14 protein-coding genes and 1 pseudogene are annotated in these 14,610 nt (G+C 68.7%); 4 read left to right on the plus strand and 11 right to left on the minus strand.

The features are described 5' to 3' along the window. Positions 1-123: 123 nt before the first annotated feature. Positions 124-1,134: pseudogene (locus ASJ79_RS08990) on the plus strand (amidase); the annotation flags it as partial. Positions 1,135-1,210: 76 nt separating this feature from the next. Beyond that, positions 1,211-1,630, plus strand: a complete 420-nt coding sequence (locus ASJ79_RS08995) for a CAP domain-containing protein (protein WP_231750793.1) — start codon at positions 1,211-1,213, stop codon at positions 1,628-1,630. On the opposite strand, the gene ASJ79_RS09000 is transcribed toward ASJ79_RS08995, so the two are convergent. Then, positions 1,627-2,556: an SDR family NAD(P)-dependent oxidoreductase gene (locus tag ASJ79_RS09000; RefSeq protein WP_067954367.1), complete on the minus strand. Its 930-nt coding sequence runs from the start codon at positions 2,554-2,556 to the stop codon at positions 1,627-1,629. The genes ASJ79_RS08995 and ASJ79_RS09000 overlap by 4 nt on opposite strands. Positions 2,557-2,680: 124 nt before the next feature. On the opposite strand from ASJ79_RS09000, the gene ASJ79_RS09005 reads away from it, so the two are divergent. Beyond that, positions 2,681-3,547 carry a helix-turn-helix transcriptional regulator gene (locus ASJ79_RS09005; protein WP_067954387.1) on the plus strand — a complete coding sequence of 289 codons (867 nt, stop codon included), beginning with the start codon at positions 2,681-2,683 and terminating at the stop codon, positions 3,545-3,547. Here ASJ79_RS09005 and era read toward each other — a convergent pair. The 10 genes from era to hrcA form a co-directional block, all read right to left on the minus strand. After that, positions 3,544-4,461 carry a GTPase Era gene (gene era, locus ASJ79_RS09010; protein WP_067954368.1) on the minus strand — a complete coding sequence of 306 codons (918 nt, stop codon included), beginning with the start codon at positions 4,459-4,461 and terminating at the stop codon, positions 3,544-3,546. The genes ASJ79_RS09005 and era overlap by 4 nt on opposite strands. Then, complete coding sequence (locus tag ASJ79_RS09015) at positions 4,458-4,775, minus strand: cytidine deaminase (protein ID WP_067954369.1); 318 nt, start codon at positions 4,773-4,775, stop codon at positions 4,458-4,460. The genes era and ASJ79_RS09015 overlap by 4 nt, the downstream gene beginning before the upstream one ends. Next, the gene (locus ASJ79_RS09020) at positions 4,772-6,070 is read right to left on the minus strand and encodes a hemolysin family protein (RefSeq protein ID WP_067954370.1); all 1,299 of its coding nucleotides are present in this window, start codon (positions 6,068-6,070) and stop codon (positions 4,772-4,774) included. Before ASJ79_RS09020 ends, ASJ79_RS09015 begins: the two co-directional genes overlap by 4 nt. Further along, positions 6,067-6,639, minus strand: a complete 573-nt coding sequence (gene ybeY / locus ASJ79_RS09025; RefSeq protein WP_067954371.1) for an rRNA maturation RNase YbeY — start codon at positions 6,637-6,639, stop codon at positions 6,067-6,069. Before ybeY ends, ASJ79_RS09020 begins: the two co-directional genes overlap by 4 nt. 8 nt (positions 6,640-6,647) lie before the next feature. Continuing rightward, positions 6,648-7,703 carry a PhoH family protein gene (locus ASJ79_RS09030; protein ID WP_067954372.1) on the minus strand — a complete coding sequence of 352 codons (1,056 nt, stop codon included), beginning with the start codon at positions 7,701-7,703 and terminating at the stop codon, positions 6,648-6,650. Between the two features lie 76 nt (positions 7,704-7,779). Beyond that, positions 7,780-10,620, minus strand: coding sequence for an RND family transporter (locus tag ASJ79_RS09035; RefSeq protein WP_067954373.1), 2,841 nt, complete (start codon positions 10,618-10,620; stop codon positions 7,780-7,782). Beyond that, positions 10,617-11,036, minus strand: coding sequence for an MmpS family transport accessory protein (locus ASJ79_RS09040; RefSeq protein ID WP_082753738.1), 420 nt, complete (start codon positions 11,034-11,036; stop codon positions 10,617-10,619). Before ASJ79_RS09040 ends, ASJ79_RS09035 begins: the two co-directional genes overlap by 4 nt. Positions 11,037-11,146: 110 nt before the next feature. After that, complete coding sequence (locus tag ASJ79_RS09045; RefSeq protein WP_067954375.1) at positions 11,147-11,887, minus strand: 16S rRNA (uracil(1498)-N(3))-methyltransferase; 741 nt, start codon at positions 11,885-11,887, stop codon at positions 11,147-11,149. A 6-nt stretch (positions 11,888-11,893) separates the two neighbouring features. Beyond that, a complete protein-coding gene (gene dnaJ, locus ASJ79_RS09050) occupies positions 11,894-13,042 on the minus strand; it encodes a molecular chaperone DnaJ (protein WP_067954376.1) in 1,149 nt (382 codons plus the stop codon). 40 nt (positions 13,043-13,082) lie between these two features. Beyond that, positions 13,083-14,114: a heat-inducible transcriptional repressor HrcA gene (gene hrcA, locus ASJ79_RS09055; protein ID WP_067954377.1), complete on the minus strand. Its 1,032-nt coding sequence runs from the start codon at positions 14,112-14,114 to the stop codon at positions 13,083-13,085. 168 nt (positions 14,115-14,282) lie between these two features. Between hrcA and ASJ79_RS09060 the strand changes: the two genes are divergently transcribed. Continuing rightward, positions 14,283-14,597, plus strand: coding sequence for a type II toxin-antitoxin system VapB family antitoxin (locus tag ASJ79_RS09060; protein WP_011781006.1), 315 nt, complete (start codon positions 14,283-14,285; stop codon positions 14,595-14,597). The last annotated feature ends 13 nt before the right edge of the window (positions 14,598-14,610 follow it).

Below are 14,610 nucleotides of genomic sequence, written 5' to 3' on the forward strand. Positions count from 1 at the left end.
ACACGACGAGCAGATGTTCGGTAGCTGCCTCTGCTCGATCTGGTCGAAGAGTGCGACCTGGCCGTCGGATTCCAGGCTGCCCATCACGGTGGCCTTGTCCACGGTGGTCAGCTTCGAGAACCCGGCGGCAGCGCCGCGGCGGTGGCCGCCGGGCTGGTGGCCGCCGCGATCGGTTCCGACGGCGCCGGCAGCGTCCGCATCCCGGCGGCGTGGACGCATCTGGTCGGCATCAAGCCGCAACGGGGACGCATCTCGACGTGGCCCCTGCCCGAGGCGTTCAACGGCATCACGGTCAACGGCGTGCTCGCGCGCACGGTGGCCGATGCGGCGCTGCTGCTCGACGCGGCCTCGGGCAATGCCCCGGGGGATCTGCACACGCCGCCACCGGTGCGGGTGTCGGACTACGTCTCCCGCGCGCCAGGACCGCTGCGCATCGCGAAGTCGACGACGTTCCCGTTCACCGGGTTCCGGGCGGGGCTGCACCCCGAGATCCGTGCGGCCGTGGACACCGTGGCCGACCAGCTGACCCAGCTCGGACACACCATCGTCGCCGCCGAACCGGACTACAACCTGCGCATGTCGTGGAACTTCCTGGCCCGCTCGACGTCGGGCATCCCGGAGTGGATGGACCGGATGGGCCCCGGTGTGCGGTGGGACCGGCGCACCCGGTCGAACGCCCGGATGGGCTGGCTGCTGTCGCAGAACGTGCTGCGCAAGGCCCGCGCCCGCGAAGCCGAGACCCAGCAGCGCATCGGCTGGATCTTCAACCTGGCCGACGTCGTGCTGGCCCCGACCACCGCGCAACCGCCGCCGAAGGTGCACGCCTTCGATGAGCTGGGCGGGCTCGCGACCGACCGGATGATGATCAAGGCCTGCCCGGTGACGTGGCCGTGGAACCTGCTGGGCTGGCCGTCGATCAACGTGCCCGCCGGGTTCACCTCCGACGGTCTGCCGATCGGCGTGCAGTTGATGGGCCCGGCCGACAGTGAACCCCTGCTGGTGTCGCTGGCCGCGGCTTTGGAGGCCCTCAACGGGTGGGCGGCCCACCAGCCCGAGGACTGGTGGACGCCCGGGCCGCCGGCCCAGGCGCCGGATATCGCCGCAGCGGACTCGGTGGCCGGTCAGGTCGCGTAACCTGCGGTCTGTGATCGTCAGCAAGTTCACGCGCGCGCTGCCTGCCGTCGCGCTGGCCGGCGCGGCCGTCGCCGGTATGCCCGGCGCGGCGGCGGACAACCGGCGGCTCAACGAGAGCGTCGTGGTGAACGTCTACACGATCCAGCAGCAGAACGACTGCGAGACCGATATCAAGATCAACCCGCAGCTGCAGTTGGCCGCGCAGTGGCACACCAACGACGTGCTCCGCAACCGGGCGCTGAACGGCGACATCGGGTCCGACGGGTCCACGGTGCAGGACCGCGCGAACCGGGCGGGTTTCGTCGGCACCGTCGCCGAGACCGTCGCGATCAACCCGGCCCTGGCGATCAGCGGCATCGAGATCCTCAACCAGTGGTACTACCGGCCGGACTACATGGCGATCATGAGCGACTGCGCCAACACCCAGATCGGGGTGTGGTCGGAGAACAGCCTGGACCGCTCGGTCGTGGTCGCGGTCTACGGCCGGCCGGGCTAGTCCCGCGTTCGCCACGGTCGCACCAAATGCTCTGCCGCCGACCATGTTTCACGCTCACGATCGGCGCTGTAAGACTCCGGTGAGGAGTCACCCACTGCCGTACGGTCGACATAGGATCCACTCGGCGCCACAGTGCGCCCGAGCACCACATCGGCCAGGTTACGTCCCGCGACCTGCGGGCTGGTCGCCATCGGTGTCACGGTGAGGACCGGCAGCAGGTATCGCATCGCGAGCCGGGCGAGCGGACCGGCGTCACGCGCCAGCCCGGTCCCGGGGACGAACCCGGGGTTGAACGCGACGACGTCGACTCCCCGCGGCAGCCGTCGCGCGTATTCGTGCACGAGGTAGATCGCGGCGAGCTTGCTCGTCGAGTACGCGGTGCGGCCCGCCCTGACGGTCTCCGGGGCAGGGAACGACCGCACCCGCGCCAGGGATCCGGGGTCCTGCCACACCGGGGCGGGAACCATGCCGAGATTGTGCTTGAAGTCACCGAAATGGGTGTCGCTGACCGTGATGACGATCCGCGAGGGCGTCCCGAAGCAGTCCTCAAGACCCCGGATCAACGCGTGATTGGCCAGCACGTTGACGGCGTATGTCGCCTCGAACCCGTCCCGGGTCTGCGTCGTGTCGTCGGTGTACTGGACTCCGGCGTTCGCGACCAGCGCGCGCAGCACCGGCAACTCCCCCGAATCCAGCCGAGCGCGTATCTCCTCGACGGCGGCCCGGACGCTGCCCAACGAGGACAGATCGGTGTCGACGGACGACACGGTCCGCCCATTTCCGGCGAGTTCTGTTGCCAGGGCTGCTACGGCCTCGCCCCGGCCGAGCAGCACGAGATGGGCCCGGGGATCCGCGGCCAGTATCTCGTCGACTGCGGCGCGGCCTATCCCGCGGGTCGCTCCGGTCATGACGATGGTGTGGGTCATTTCTGCCTCCTCATGTGTGTGGCGGCAAGTCTTCGGTTCGCCCGAGAAATGAGCCAGCGCTGCCCGCAACCTGAGGACCGGCAGTACCAGGCATGTCGAGCGTGCGCGTTCCACAATGGACGTCATGAAGACGGCGTTCGGTCAGCTGGTGCGTCAATGGCGTGACCGGCTCTCACCGGACGATGTGGGGCTGCCCGTCACCTCGAAGCGGCGGGCACCCGGACTGCGGCGCGAAGAGCTGGCCTCCCTGGCCGGCCTCTCCGTCGACTACGTCGTCCGGCTCGAACACGGGCGCGCCAGACGACCGTCGGCGCAGGTCGTCACCGCGTTGAGCCGCGCGCTGCAACTTTCCCGTCAGGAGCGCGATCAGTTGTTCGTCAGCGCGGGGCTGATGCCTCCGCGGGACGGCACCGTCGGCACCCACATCCCGGCCGGCGTCGCCCGCCTCATCAGCCGGATCGGCGACGTTCCGGTAGGTGTGTTCGCAGCGGACTGGACCTTGCTGACCTGGAATGCCGCGTGGGCGGCTCTGCTCGGCGAGCCGGCCCGGCTACCTGTCGGCGAGCGGAATCTGGCGCGGGCGATCTTCGGCACCGGTCCCGCCCATGACGCGCTCCGGCAATCGCGATCGCAGAACACCGATGAGTTCGAGAAGAGCATCGTCGCCGACCTCCGGCACGCCGTGACCCACTACCCGAACGATGCCCGGCTGGGCGCACTGGTTCAGGATCTGCGGGCCACGTCGCCCCGGTTCGCCCGGTGGTGGGACGACAGCGCCCCCGCCCCACACACGAGCGCACGAAAAACCATCGTGCACCCGGCCGTCGGGGAGATCACCCTGGACTGCGACGTGCTCAGCGTGCCGGCGGCGGATCTTCGCATCGTGACGTTCACCGCTGCAGTCGGCAGCGAGGACGAATCCAAGCTCAGCCTCGTCCGAGTCACCAACGGCGACAACATGACTGCCGACAAGGATCCGAGGCGGGTCTAGAACCCCAGCCGCCCAAGCTGTTTGGGGTCGCGCTGCCAGTTCTTGGCGATCTTGACACGCAGGTCCAGATACACCTTGGTGCCGAGCAGTTTCTCGATCTGGGTGCGCGCCGCGGTGCCGACCTCACGCAGTCGCGCCCCGCCCTTGCCGATCACGATGCCCTTCTGCGAGTCGCGTTCGACATAGAGGATGGCGTGCACATCCATCAAGGGGCTGTCCTCGGGGCGGCCCGGCCGCAGTTCGGCCTCCTCGATCACCACGGCCAGCGAGTGCGGCAACTCGTCGCGGACCCCTTCCAGCGCGGCCTCCCGGATGAGTTCGGCCATCAGCATCTCTTCGGGTTCGTCGGTGAGTTCACCGTCGGGGTAGAACGCCGGTCCCGGCGGCAGCTGAGCGGCCAGCACCTCGGTCAGCACATCGAGTTGAGTGCCCGAGGTCGCCGAGACGGGCACGATCTCGGTGTCCGGGCCGACCAGTTCGCTGACGGCGAGCAGTTGTTCACCGACGCGGTCCTTGGACACCTTGTCGATCTTGGTGACGATCGCGACGAGCGTGGTCTTCGGTGCGACGGCGCGGATCTGCTCGTAGATCCAGCGGTCCCCGGGGCCGATCTTCTCGTCGGCCGGGATGCACAACCCGATGACGTCCACCTCGGAGTAGGTGTCCTTGACCAGGTCGTTGAGCCGCTGACCCAGAAGGGTGCGCGGCCGGTGCAGACCGGGGGTGTCGACGAGCACGATCTGGAACTCGTCGCGGTGCACGATGCCGCGGATGGTGTGCCGGGTGGTCTGCGGCCGGTTCGACGTGATCGCGACCTTCGTGCCGACCAGCGCGTTGGTCAGCGTCGACTTGCCGGTGTTGGGCCGGCCGACGAAACAGACGAAGCCGGACCGGAATTCGGGTTCTTCGGTCACAGCGGGTTTCCCGCGCGGTCGGTCACGATGACAGCGGCCCCGGACGAGAGCTCACGTACCGCGGCGACGCCGGGGTCCTCGGCCGAACCGCCCACCAGCACAGCGGCTTCCAGCCCGGTGGCGCCGCTGGACACCGCCGCCGCGACCGCGGCCTGCAATGCGGTCAGGCCGAGGGACTCGAGCCTGACCGGTGCCCCGGCGTAGGTGCGCCCGTCGGCGTCGCGGACCGCGGCCCCGGTACCCGCCTCCGCACGACCCATCGCGCCTCGGGCCAGCACCACCAGCTTGGCGTCCTCGGGATCGAGCGTGCTCATTCCTGTCCTTCCGCGTTCGCCGGCTGTGGTTCGACGGGACTGACCAGCACGGTGCCGATCCGCACCCGGCCCCGCGGGTCCGGCCCGCCCTCGGCCCGCAGCCGCAGTCCGTCCCAGGTCACCTCGGCACCGGGCAGCGGGACGCGACCGAGTTCGAGCGCGACCAGCCCGCCGACGGTGTCGACGTCCAGATCCTCGTCGAAGTCGAGATCGTAGAGTTCGCGGAGGTCCTCGATCGACAGCCGGGCCGAGACCCGGTACTGCTGATCGCCCAGGTCCTCGACCGGGGCGACCTCGTCGGTGTCGTACTCGTCGGCGATCTCGCCGACGATCTCCTCCAGCACGTCCTCGATCGTCACCAGCCCGGCGATCGCGCCGTATTCGTCGACCAGCAGCACCATGTGGACCCGGTCGCGCTGCATGTCGCGCAGCAGCGCGTCCAGCGGTTTGGAGTCGGGCACGAAGGTGGGCTTGCGCATCACATCGGACACCGGGGTGTCCCGGCCCCGGTTCGTCGAGTAGTACGTGCGCTGCACGAGGTCTTTGAGGTACACCACCCCGACGACGTCGTCGACGTTCTCCCCGATCACCGGGATGCGGGAGTGGCCGCTGCGCACCGCCAAGGAGGTGGCCTGCCCGGCGGTCTTGTCGTGTTCGATCCAGACCATCTCGGTGCGCGGGACCATGACCTCGCGGGCCGGGGTGTCGCCGAGTTCGAACACCGACTGGATCATCCGGCGTTCGTCGTCGGCCACCACGCCGCGCTGCTGGGCGAGATCCACGACCTCCCGCAGCTCGATCTCCGACGCGAACGGACCGTTACGGAAACCGCGGCCCGGTGTCAGCGCATTACCGATCAACACCAGCAACCGGCTGACCGGCAGCAGCAGCACCGAGATCGCCTGCAGCGGAAGGGCTGTCACCAACGCGATGGAGTAGGCGTTCTGCCTTCCCAGGGTGCGGGGACCGACGCCCACCGCGACGAAGCTGACGACCGCCATGATCGCCGCGGCGGCGGCCAGCCCCCACGTCACGCCGAGCCCGCCGTCGAGGAACGCGACCAGCAGCACCGTCGCGCTCACCTCGCAGGTGATGCGCAGCAGCACGATCAGGTTGATGTAGCGCGGCCGTTCGACCATCACGCGGGCCAGGCGCACGGCGCCGGGCCGTTCGTCGCGGACGAGCTCCTCGACACGGGCCATCGACACCGTGCTCAGCGCCGCGTCCATGGCGGCGAACACACCACCGAGCAGGACCAGGACGACGGCGCTGATCAGTTGGCCGGCCGGGCTCACGGAGTGTCGCCGTCCCTCAGCTCGCCGCCGTGCGGCAGGTCATCGAAGTATCGCGACTTGTCCAGCAGCCGGCGGTCCTTCTCGCTCTGCCGGTCCTGGTGGTATGCCTCGACCTGGTCGGCGACCCACTCCTCCAGAAGGCGGCGCTGCAGCGCGAACATCTCTTTTTCCTCGTCGGGTTCGGCGTGGTCGTAGCCGAGCAGGTGCAGCACGCCGTGCACGGTGAGCAACGCCAGCTCCTGGCCCAACGTGTGACCGGCGTCGGCGGCCTGCTTGGCCGCGAACTCCGGGCACAGCACGATGTCACCGAGCATCGACGGTCCCGGTTCGGGCGCGTCGGGCCGCCCGCCGGGCTCCAGCTCGTCCATCGGGAAGCTCATCACGTCCGTCGGCCCGGGCAGGTCCATCCACCGCATGTGCAGATCGGCCATCGCGGCGGTGTCGAGGAGCACCATCGACAGTTCCGCGGCCGGGTTGACGTCCATCTTGCGGATGACGAACCGTGCGACGCTGATCAGCTCCTCTTCGGAGACGTCGAACCCCGACTCGTTGGACACCTCGATGCTCATGGAAACCGTTACCGCCGTGGGCGTCCGGCGCCGGACGAGCGCCGCTGCGCCCGGTTCATCAGCGTCGGCTCCTCGAACTTCGCGTACGCGTCCACGATCTCGGACACCAGCCGGTGCCGCACCACGTCGGCGCTGGTGAGTTCGGCGAAGTGGATGTCGTCGATACCGTCGAGGATGCGCATCGCCGCACGCAGCCCGGACGCCGCTCCGCCGGGCAGGTCGACCTGCGTGATATCGCCCGTCACAACGATTTTCGAGCCGAAACCCAGCCGGGTCAGGAACATCTTCATCTGTTCGGCGGTGGTGTTCTGCGCCTCGTCGAGGATGATGAACGCATCCGAGATCGTCCGGCCACGCATATATGCCAGCGGCGCCACCTCGATCACCCCGGTGCTCATCAGCTTCGGGATCAGCTCGGGATCCAGCATGTCGTGCAACGCGTCGTAGAGCGGTCGCAGGTAGGGGTCGATCTTCTCGCTCAGCGTGCCGGGCAGGAAGCCGAGGCGCTCACCGGCTTCCACCGCGGGGCGGGTCAGGATGATCCGGCTGACCTGCTTGGACTGCAGCGCGCTGACGGCCTTGGCCATCGCCAGGTAGGTCTTGCCGGTGCCGGCAGGCCCGATGCCGAACACGATGGTCTTCGCGTCGATCGCGTCGACGTAGCGCTTCTGGTTCAGCGTCTTGGGCCGGATCGTCTTGCCCCGCCGCGACAAAATGTCCAGCGTCAGGACCTCGGCCGGCGACTCGTCGTCGGCGCCGGTCAGCATCGCAACCCCGCGCCGCACCGCGTCGGGGGTCAGTCGCTGACCGCTGCCGACCACCTCCACCAGCTCGGCGATGGCGCGCTCGGCGAGCGCGACGTCGGCGGGCTCACCATAGAGCGTGATGTCGTTGCCTCGGGCGTGGATGTCGGCGGACAGCAGCTCTTCGAGTTCGCGCAGATTCTCGTCGGAGGATCCCAGGAGGCCCATGACGTATTCGGGCGGAACTGTGATGGTGCTGCGGACCGGCGATCCAGGAGATGTGGAGGATGCGTCCGAGCTTGCGTTCTCGCGGGGCGCCACGTGAGGTTTTCTGCCTGCTTCCTGGGTCGGGTACGGAATCCTCAGTTTAGCGCCGCCCACGGCGAGCGCCCAATGCTTATGACCTCGGCGGTACACGCAGCGGACGTGACCGCACCACCAGCGGCCACCAGAACCAGCGGCCCAGCAGCGTCGCGATGGACGGCATCATGAACGCGCGGACGATGAACGTGTCGAACAGCAGGCCCAGCCCGATCGTGGTCCCCACCTGCGCCATCACCCGCAGATCGCTGACCACCATCGACGCCATGGTCAGTGCGAACACCACCCCGGCGACCGTCACCACGCTGCCGGTGCCGCCGATCGCGCGGATGATGCCGGTCTTGATCCCGGCCGGAATCTCCTCCTTGAACCGGGAGACCAGCAGCAGGTTGTAGTCGGAGCCGACGGCGATCAACGCGATGATCGACAGCGCCAGCACCATCCAGTGCAGTTCGATGCCGACGATGTGCTGCCAGATCAGGATCGAGATCCCGAACGACGCGCCCAGCGACAGCGTCACGGTCCCGACGATCACCAGCGCGGCGACCAGGCTGCGCGTGAGCACCAGCATGATCATCAGTACCAGGCACAGCGCCGAGATGACCGCGATCAACAGGTCGTAGCGGGAGCCGTCGGACATGTCCTTGAACGTCGCGGCGGTGCCGCCCAGCTGGATGTTCGCGTTCTCCAGCGGGGTGCCCTTGAGCGCCTCGATCGCCGCGATCTTGATCGGTTCGACGCGCTGCAGCGCCTCCTCGGTGGTCGGGTTGCCGCGGTGGGCGATGAGCATCCGCACGGTCTTGCCGTCGGGCGAGAAGAAACTCTCCATCGCCCGTTTGAAGTCCTCGTTCTCGAACACCTCGGGCGGCAGGTAGAACGAGTCGTCGTTCTTGGCCGCGTCGAAGGCCTTGCCCATCTCGGTGGAGTCGCGGGTCAGCTCGTCCATCTGATCGTAGAAGCCGCCCATGGTGGCGTAGGTCGTCAGCATCATCTGACGCATGCTCTCCATGGTCTCGATCATCGGCGGGAACGTCGCGAGCATCTGCGGCAGCAGCGCCTTCATCTGGTCCATGTTCACGACGGCCTTGTCGAAGGTGTCGGTCATCGTGCTGATGCCGTCCATGGAGTCGAACAGCGACCGGAAAGACCAGCACAGCGGGATGTTGTAGCAGTGCGGTTCCCAGTAGAAGTAGTTGCGGATCGGGCGGAACTGGTCGTCGAAGTTGGCCACCATGTCCCGCAACTGGTGCACGGTGTCCCGCATCTCCGTCATGTCGTCGATCATCACGGTGGTGAGGTCGGAGAACCTCGTCATCAGGCCGTACATCGTCTTCATCGTCGCGATGGTCTCGCCGATGTCGTCGGCCTGAACGCGCATGTCGGCGATGCGGTCCTTCATCAGCTTCATGTTCTGCTGCTGACCGACGCCCTGCATGCTGATCAGGAACGGGATCGAGGTGTGCGCGATGGGCGCGCCGTCCGGCCGGCTCGGGGCCTGCACCCGCGCCACCCCTTCGACGTTGAAGACCCGCTTGGCCAGCCGGTCGAGGATCAGGAAGTCCGACGAGTTGCGCAGGTCGCGGTCGGCCTCGACGATCAGCACCTCGGGGCTCATCCGCGACAGCGAGAAGTACTTCGTCGCCGCCTGCAGGCCCGCGTTGGCGGGGATGGACTCAGGGATGTAGCGGGTGTCGTCGTAGCTGGTCTGGTAGCCGGGCAGTGCGGCGAGCCCGATCAGCGCCAGCGCCAACGACGCCACCAGGATGGGCCCGGGCCAGCGCACCACGGTCGTACCGACACGCCGCCAGGACCGGATCCGCATGGCGCGTTTGGGTTCGAGCAGGCCGAACCGGCTGCCCACGGTGACGATCGCCGGCCCCAGGGTGAGCGCGACGGCCACCCCGGCGAGGATGCCCACCGCGCAGGGCACGCCCATGCTCTGGAAGTACGGCATCCGGGTGAACGACAGGCAGTACATGGCGCCGGCGATGGTCAACCCGGAGCCGAGCACCACGTGGGCGGTGCCGTGGAACATCTCGTAGTAGGCGGCCTCGCGGTCGGCCCCGGACGCGCGGGCTTCCTGATAGCGGCCCACCAGGAAGATCGCGTAGTCGGTGCCGGCCGCCACGGCCAGCGAGATCAGCAGGTTCACCGCGAACGTCGACAGCCCGATGACCTGGAAGTGCCCCAGCGCCGCCACCACCCCGCGGGCCACCGACATCTGGACGCCGACCATGATCAGCAGCAGCACCACGGTGGTGATCGAGCGGTAGAAGAACAGCAGCAGCACGATGATCACGACGAACGTGACCAGCAGGATCAGCGCCATGCTGCTCTCGCCGGCGATGTTGACGTCGGCGGTCAGCGCCGCGGGCCCGGTGACGTGCACCTGCACCCCGGGCGGCGGTGGTGAGTCGGCGACGATGTCGCGCACGGCCGCGACCGACTCGTTGGACTTCGTCTCGCCCATGTTCCCGGCCAGGTTCAGCGCGACGTAGGCGGCGTGGCCGTCGGTGCTCTGCGCGGCGGCCTCGGTCAGCGGGTCGCCCCACATGTCCTGGATGTTGCGGACGTGCTCCGGGGCGGCCTCGAGTTTCTCGATCAGCTGGTCGTAGTAGGCGTGCGCGTCGTCACCGAGCGGCCGGTCCCCTTCGAGCACCACCATCGCGATGGAGTCGGAGTCCGACTCGCCGAACAGCCGGCCCATGTCCGACATCGCCCGCATCGCCGGCGCATCGCTGGGGCTCATCGACACCGCGTTCTGCGCCGCCACCACCTCCAGTTGCGGCACCAGCAGGTTCAGTGCCGCGACCAGAAGCACCCATCCGAGGATGATCGGGACCGCCAGACGGCGGATCCAGCGGGCGACGGGCGTGGGGTCCTGCAGGGACCTGCCGGCGTGCGTTGACGGTCTCATGCCGACTTCGTGAAGCAGTAGACGTAGGCGCTGACGTTGTAGGCGGTGCGTTCGTCCTTGACCACGTCGTCGGCGGAGATGCGGCAACCGATGAAGTCGCCGTCACCCTGGGCCACCACGTTGCCGACCATGGCCGGCGAGGTCGTCTCGACCTCGATCGACCAGGGCAACTGCGCGCCGACCACCTGATTCGGATCGCCCTCGGCGTCGATGTAGTTGATGTCGGCGGTGGCGCCGGGCTCGCCGAAGATCTCGTAGCGCACGATCTTCGGGTCGGACCTGTTGGAATCCTCGGACATGCTCCCCGCATAGGTCGGCAGTTGGTGCGAGCCGAAGATGCTGCGGATCCGCCACACCGAAAAGCCGCCGACCACGAGCACGAGCACCAGTACGAGCGGTATCCACGCTCTGGTCAGACGGGTGAGAATCGGGAGTCCTTCGAGATCGGCAGTCCTCGGGTTCTTACAGCCAGAGGGAAGGCTAACCTATCTAAGATTCGACCGGGTGACTACCCCCCGGGGGTTTACTACGACCAACGTCCGGTCAGCGCGCCGAGCGCGCCGAGGGCGACCGCGGCGGCCGTGGAGGTGCGCAGCACCGAGGGCCCGAGCCGCACCGCGACGGCCCCGGCTCCGGTCAGCTCGGCCAGTTCGTCGTCGGCGACGCCGCCTTCCGGCCCGACGACCAGACTCAGCGAATCAGCATGCGCCACCGGCAGTTCGGCCAGCGGTCGGGTGGCCGACTCGTGCAGCACCAGCACAGTGCCCGGCGGCGCCGACCGAGTCGACTCGATCAGGTCGCGGGTGGACACCAGACCGTCCACCGCGGGGATGTAGGGGCGTCGCGACTGCCGGGCCGCCGACCGCGCCACCGCGCGCCAGCGTCGTAAGCCCTTGTCCACCTTGGCCGCACCGTCCCAGCGCGCGACGCAGCGCGACGCCTGCCACGCGACGAACGCGTCCGCGCCTGCCTCGGTGGCCAGTTCGACCGCCAGTTCCGAGCGGTCGGACTTGGGCAGGGCCTGCACGACGGTGACGGCGGGTGTGGGCGCCGGCACTGTGTGGCGGTCCAGCACCCGGGCGGTCAGCCGTCCCCTGGCGACGTCCTCGACGACACAGTGCGCGACCGTCCCGGCACCGTCGGCCAGGTCGAGTTCCTCCCCCGGCCTGGTGCGCCGCACCGTGGCCGCGTGGTGCCCCTCGTCGCCGTCCACGACGGCGAGTTCCCCCGGCGCGGGGACTGCGTCGACATAAAAGAGGGCGCGCACGCCGGGCTAGCGACCGGTGAACGTCTCGCGCAGCCGCGAGAACAGCCCACCCCCGTGTGTGGACGCGTTGCCGTTCTGGGCCGACCGCACCTCGGCGGTGTCCTTGGTGCGTTCCTTGAAAGCCCGCAGCAACTCGATGTCCTCGTGGTCGAGCCGCGACGGCACGACGACGTCGATGTGGGCGTGCAGATCGCCGCGCACCCCGGACCGCAGGTGCGGCATGCCGTGCCCGCGCAGTGTGGTCACCGAACCGGGCTGGGTGCCCGCGGGGATGGTGATCTCGGTCGGCCCGTCGAGGATCGCGTCGACGACCACCGTGGTGCCCAGCGCGGCGTCGACCATCGGGACCGACACCGTGCAGTGCAGGTCGTCGCCGTCCCGGACGAACGTCGGGTGCGGTTTCTCGTGCACCTCGACGTAGAGGTCGCCGGCCGGTCCGCCGCCTGGCCCGACCTCGCCCTGCGCGGCCAGCCGCACCCGCATGCCGTCGCCGACACCGGCGGGGATCTTGACGCTGATCTCGCGGCGGGCCCGCACGCGGCCGTCGCCGGAACACCGGTTGCACGGGTTCGGGATCACCTCGCCGACGCCACCGCACACCGGGCACGGCCGCGAGGTCATGACCTGCCCGAGCAGGGACCGCTGCACGGTCTGGATCTCGCCGCGACCACCGCAGGTGTCGCAGGTGACCGGCGAGGAGTTGCCGTGGGTGCCCTTGCCGTGGCAGAGGTCGCACAGGATCGCGGTGTCGACGGTGACCTGCTTGGTCACCCCCGTCGCACACTCCTCGAGGTCGAGGCGCATGCGCAGCAGCGAGTCCGAACCGGGCCGGACGCGCCCGACCGGTCCGCGCGATGTCGCGCCGCCACCGAAGAACGCCTCGAACACGTCGCCGAGGCCGCCGAACCCGGAGAAACCCCCGCCGCCGGCCGCGGCCGACTCCAACGGGTCCCCGCCGAGGTCGACGATGCGCCGCTTCTCCGGATCACTGAGCACCTCGTAGGCGGCGCTGATCTCCTGGAAGCGGGCCTGGGCGCCCTCATCCGGATTGACGTCAGGGTGCAGTTCGCGGGCGAGCCTGCGGTAGGCGCGCTTGATCTCCGAATCACTCGCGCCCTTGCTCACTCCGAGCAGCCCGTAATAGTCGCGTGCCACGCTCAACCTTTCCCACCCGACCGATCCGCCCAAGGGCGGGTCAGCGGTTTCCTAAGACCTCGCCAATATAGAGAGCAACTGCGGCGACGTTCGCGATGGTTCCCGGATAGTCCATCCGTGTGGGACCCAACACACCCATGCCGCCGAACACCTTGCCCTCGCTGCCGTACGCGGTGCTGATCACCGAGGTGCCCGCCATCTCCTCGGCCTCGGTCTCGTGACCGATCCGCACGGTCACCTTGCCCGCCTCCTGCTGCTTGGCCAGCAGGCGCAGCACCACGACCTGCTCCTCCAGGGCTTCCAGCACCGACCGCAACGACCCGCCGAAGTCCGCGGTGTTGTGCGTCAGATTCGCCGTGCCGCCCAGCAGCAGCCGCTCCTCGGTGTGCTCGACCAGCGTCTCGACGAGCACCGTGGCCGACCTGCCGACCGCGTTGGCCAGCCCGCCCTGCCCGTTGAGGTGCGAGGCCAGGTCCGACACCGCGATCGAGGCCGCCGTCAGCGGCTTGCCTTCCAGCGCCTGGCCCAGCAGGTCGCGCAGTTGAGACAGCTGCGCGTCGTCGATCGGGTCGCCGAGTTCGACGATGCGCTGGTCCACCCGCCCGGTGTCGGTGATCACGACCAACAGCAGCCGGGCTGGCGTCAGCGCCACCACCTCGAGGCGCCGCACCGACGAGGTGGTCAGGGTCGGGTACTGGACGACCGCGACCTGCCGGGTGAGCTGTGCGAGCAGCCGCACCGCCCGGCGCAGCACGTCGTCGAGGTCGACGCCGGATTCCAGGAAGGACAGGATCGCGCGCCGCTCGGCCCCGGACATCGGTTTGACGTCTTCGAGCCGGTCGACGAACTCGCGGTAGCCCTTCTCCGTCGGCACCCGTCCCGAGCTGGTGTGCGGCTGTGTGATGTATCCCTCGGCCTCCAGGACCGCCATGTCGTTGCGCACGGTCGCACTGGAGACGCCGAGGTTGTGACGTTCCACGAGAGCCTTGGATCCGATCGGCTCCTTCGTGGCGACGAAATCGGCGACGATGGCCCGGAGAACCTCGAAACGACGTTCGTCGGCGCTGCCCATTGTTCACCCACCTGAAGAAGACACGTCCTGGTCGCGTTCATTTTACGGTGATCACCGAATCTGTCGTCGAACGAGCGTCCGGCAGACAGCGCGGGCGCGCCCGGCGCGGGGAGGCTACCCTAACGGACTAGACAGAACCACGGGGCAACGGGCAGCGAAGGCGCATCGATGATCTTCAAAGGAGTTCGCGATGGCAGGCCCTACCCTGACCACGGGCTGTCGCACCGCCAGTGGGCCCAGATCCCGCCCCGGCAGATCCGCCTCGACGAACTCGTGATGACCACCACCGTGCTGGCGCTCGACCGGCTGCTGTCCGAGGACTCGACCTTCTACGGCGATCTGTTCCCGCACGCGGTCAAGTGGCGCGGCAACGTCTACCTCGAGGACGGGTTGCACCGCGCCGTGCGCGCCGCGCTGCGCAACCGCACGGTGCTGCATGCCCGGGTGTTCGACATGGACATGGCGGTCCCCCAGCCCAGCTGACAGTCACCGCTGC

This window comes from Mycobacterium sp. NAZ190054 (assembly GCF_001545925.1).
GTDB lineage: Bacteria > Actinomycetota > Actinomycetes > Mycobacteriales > Mycobacteriaceae > Mycobacterium.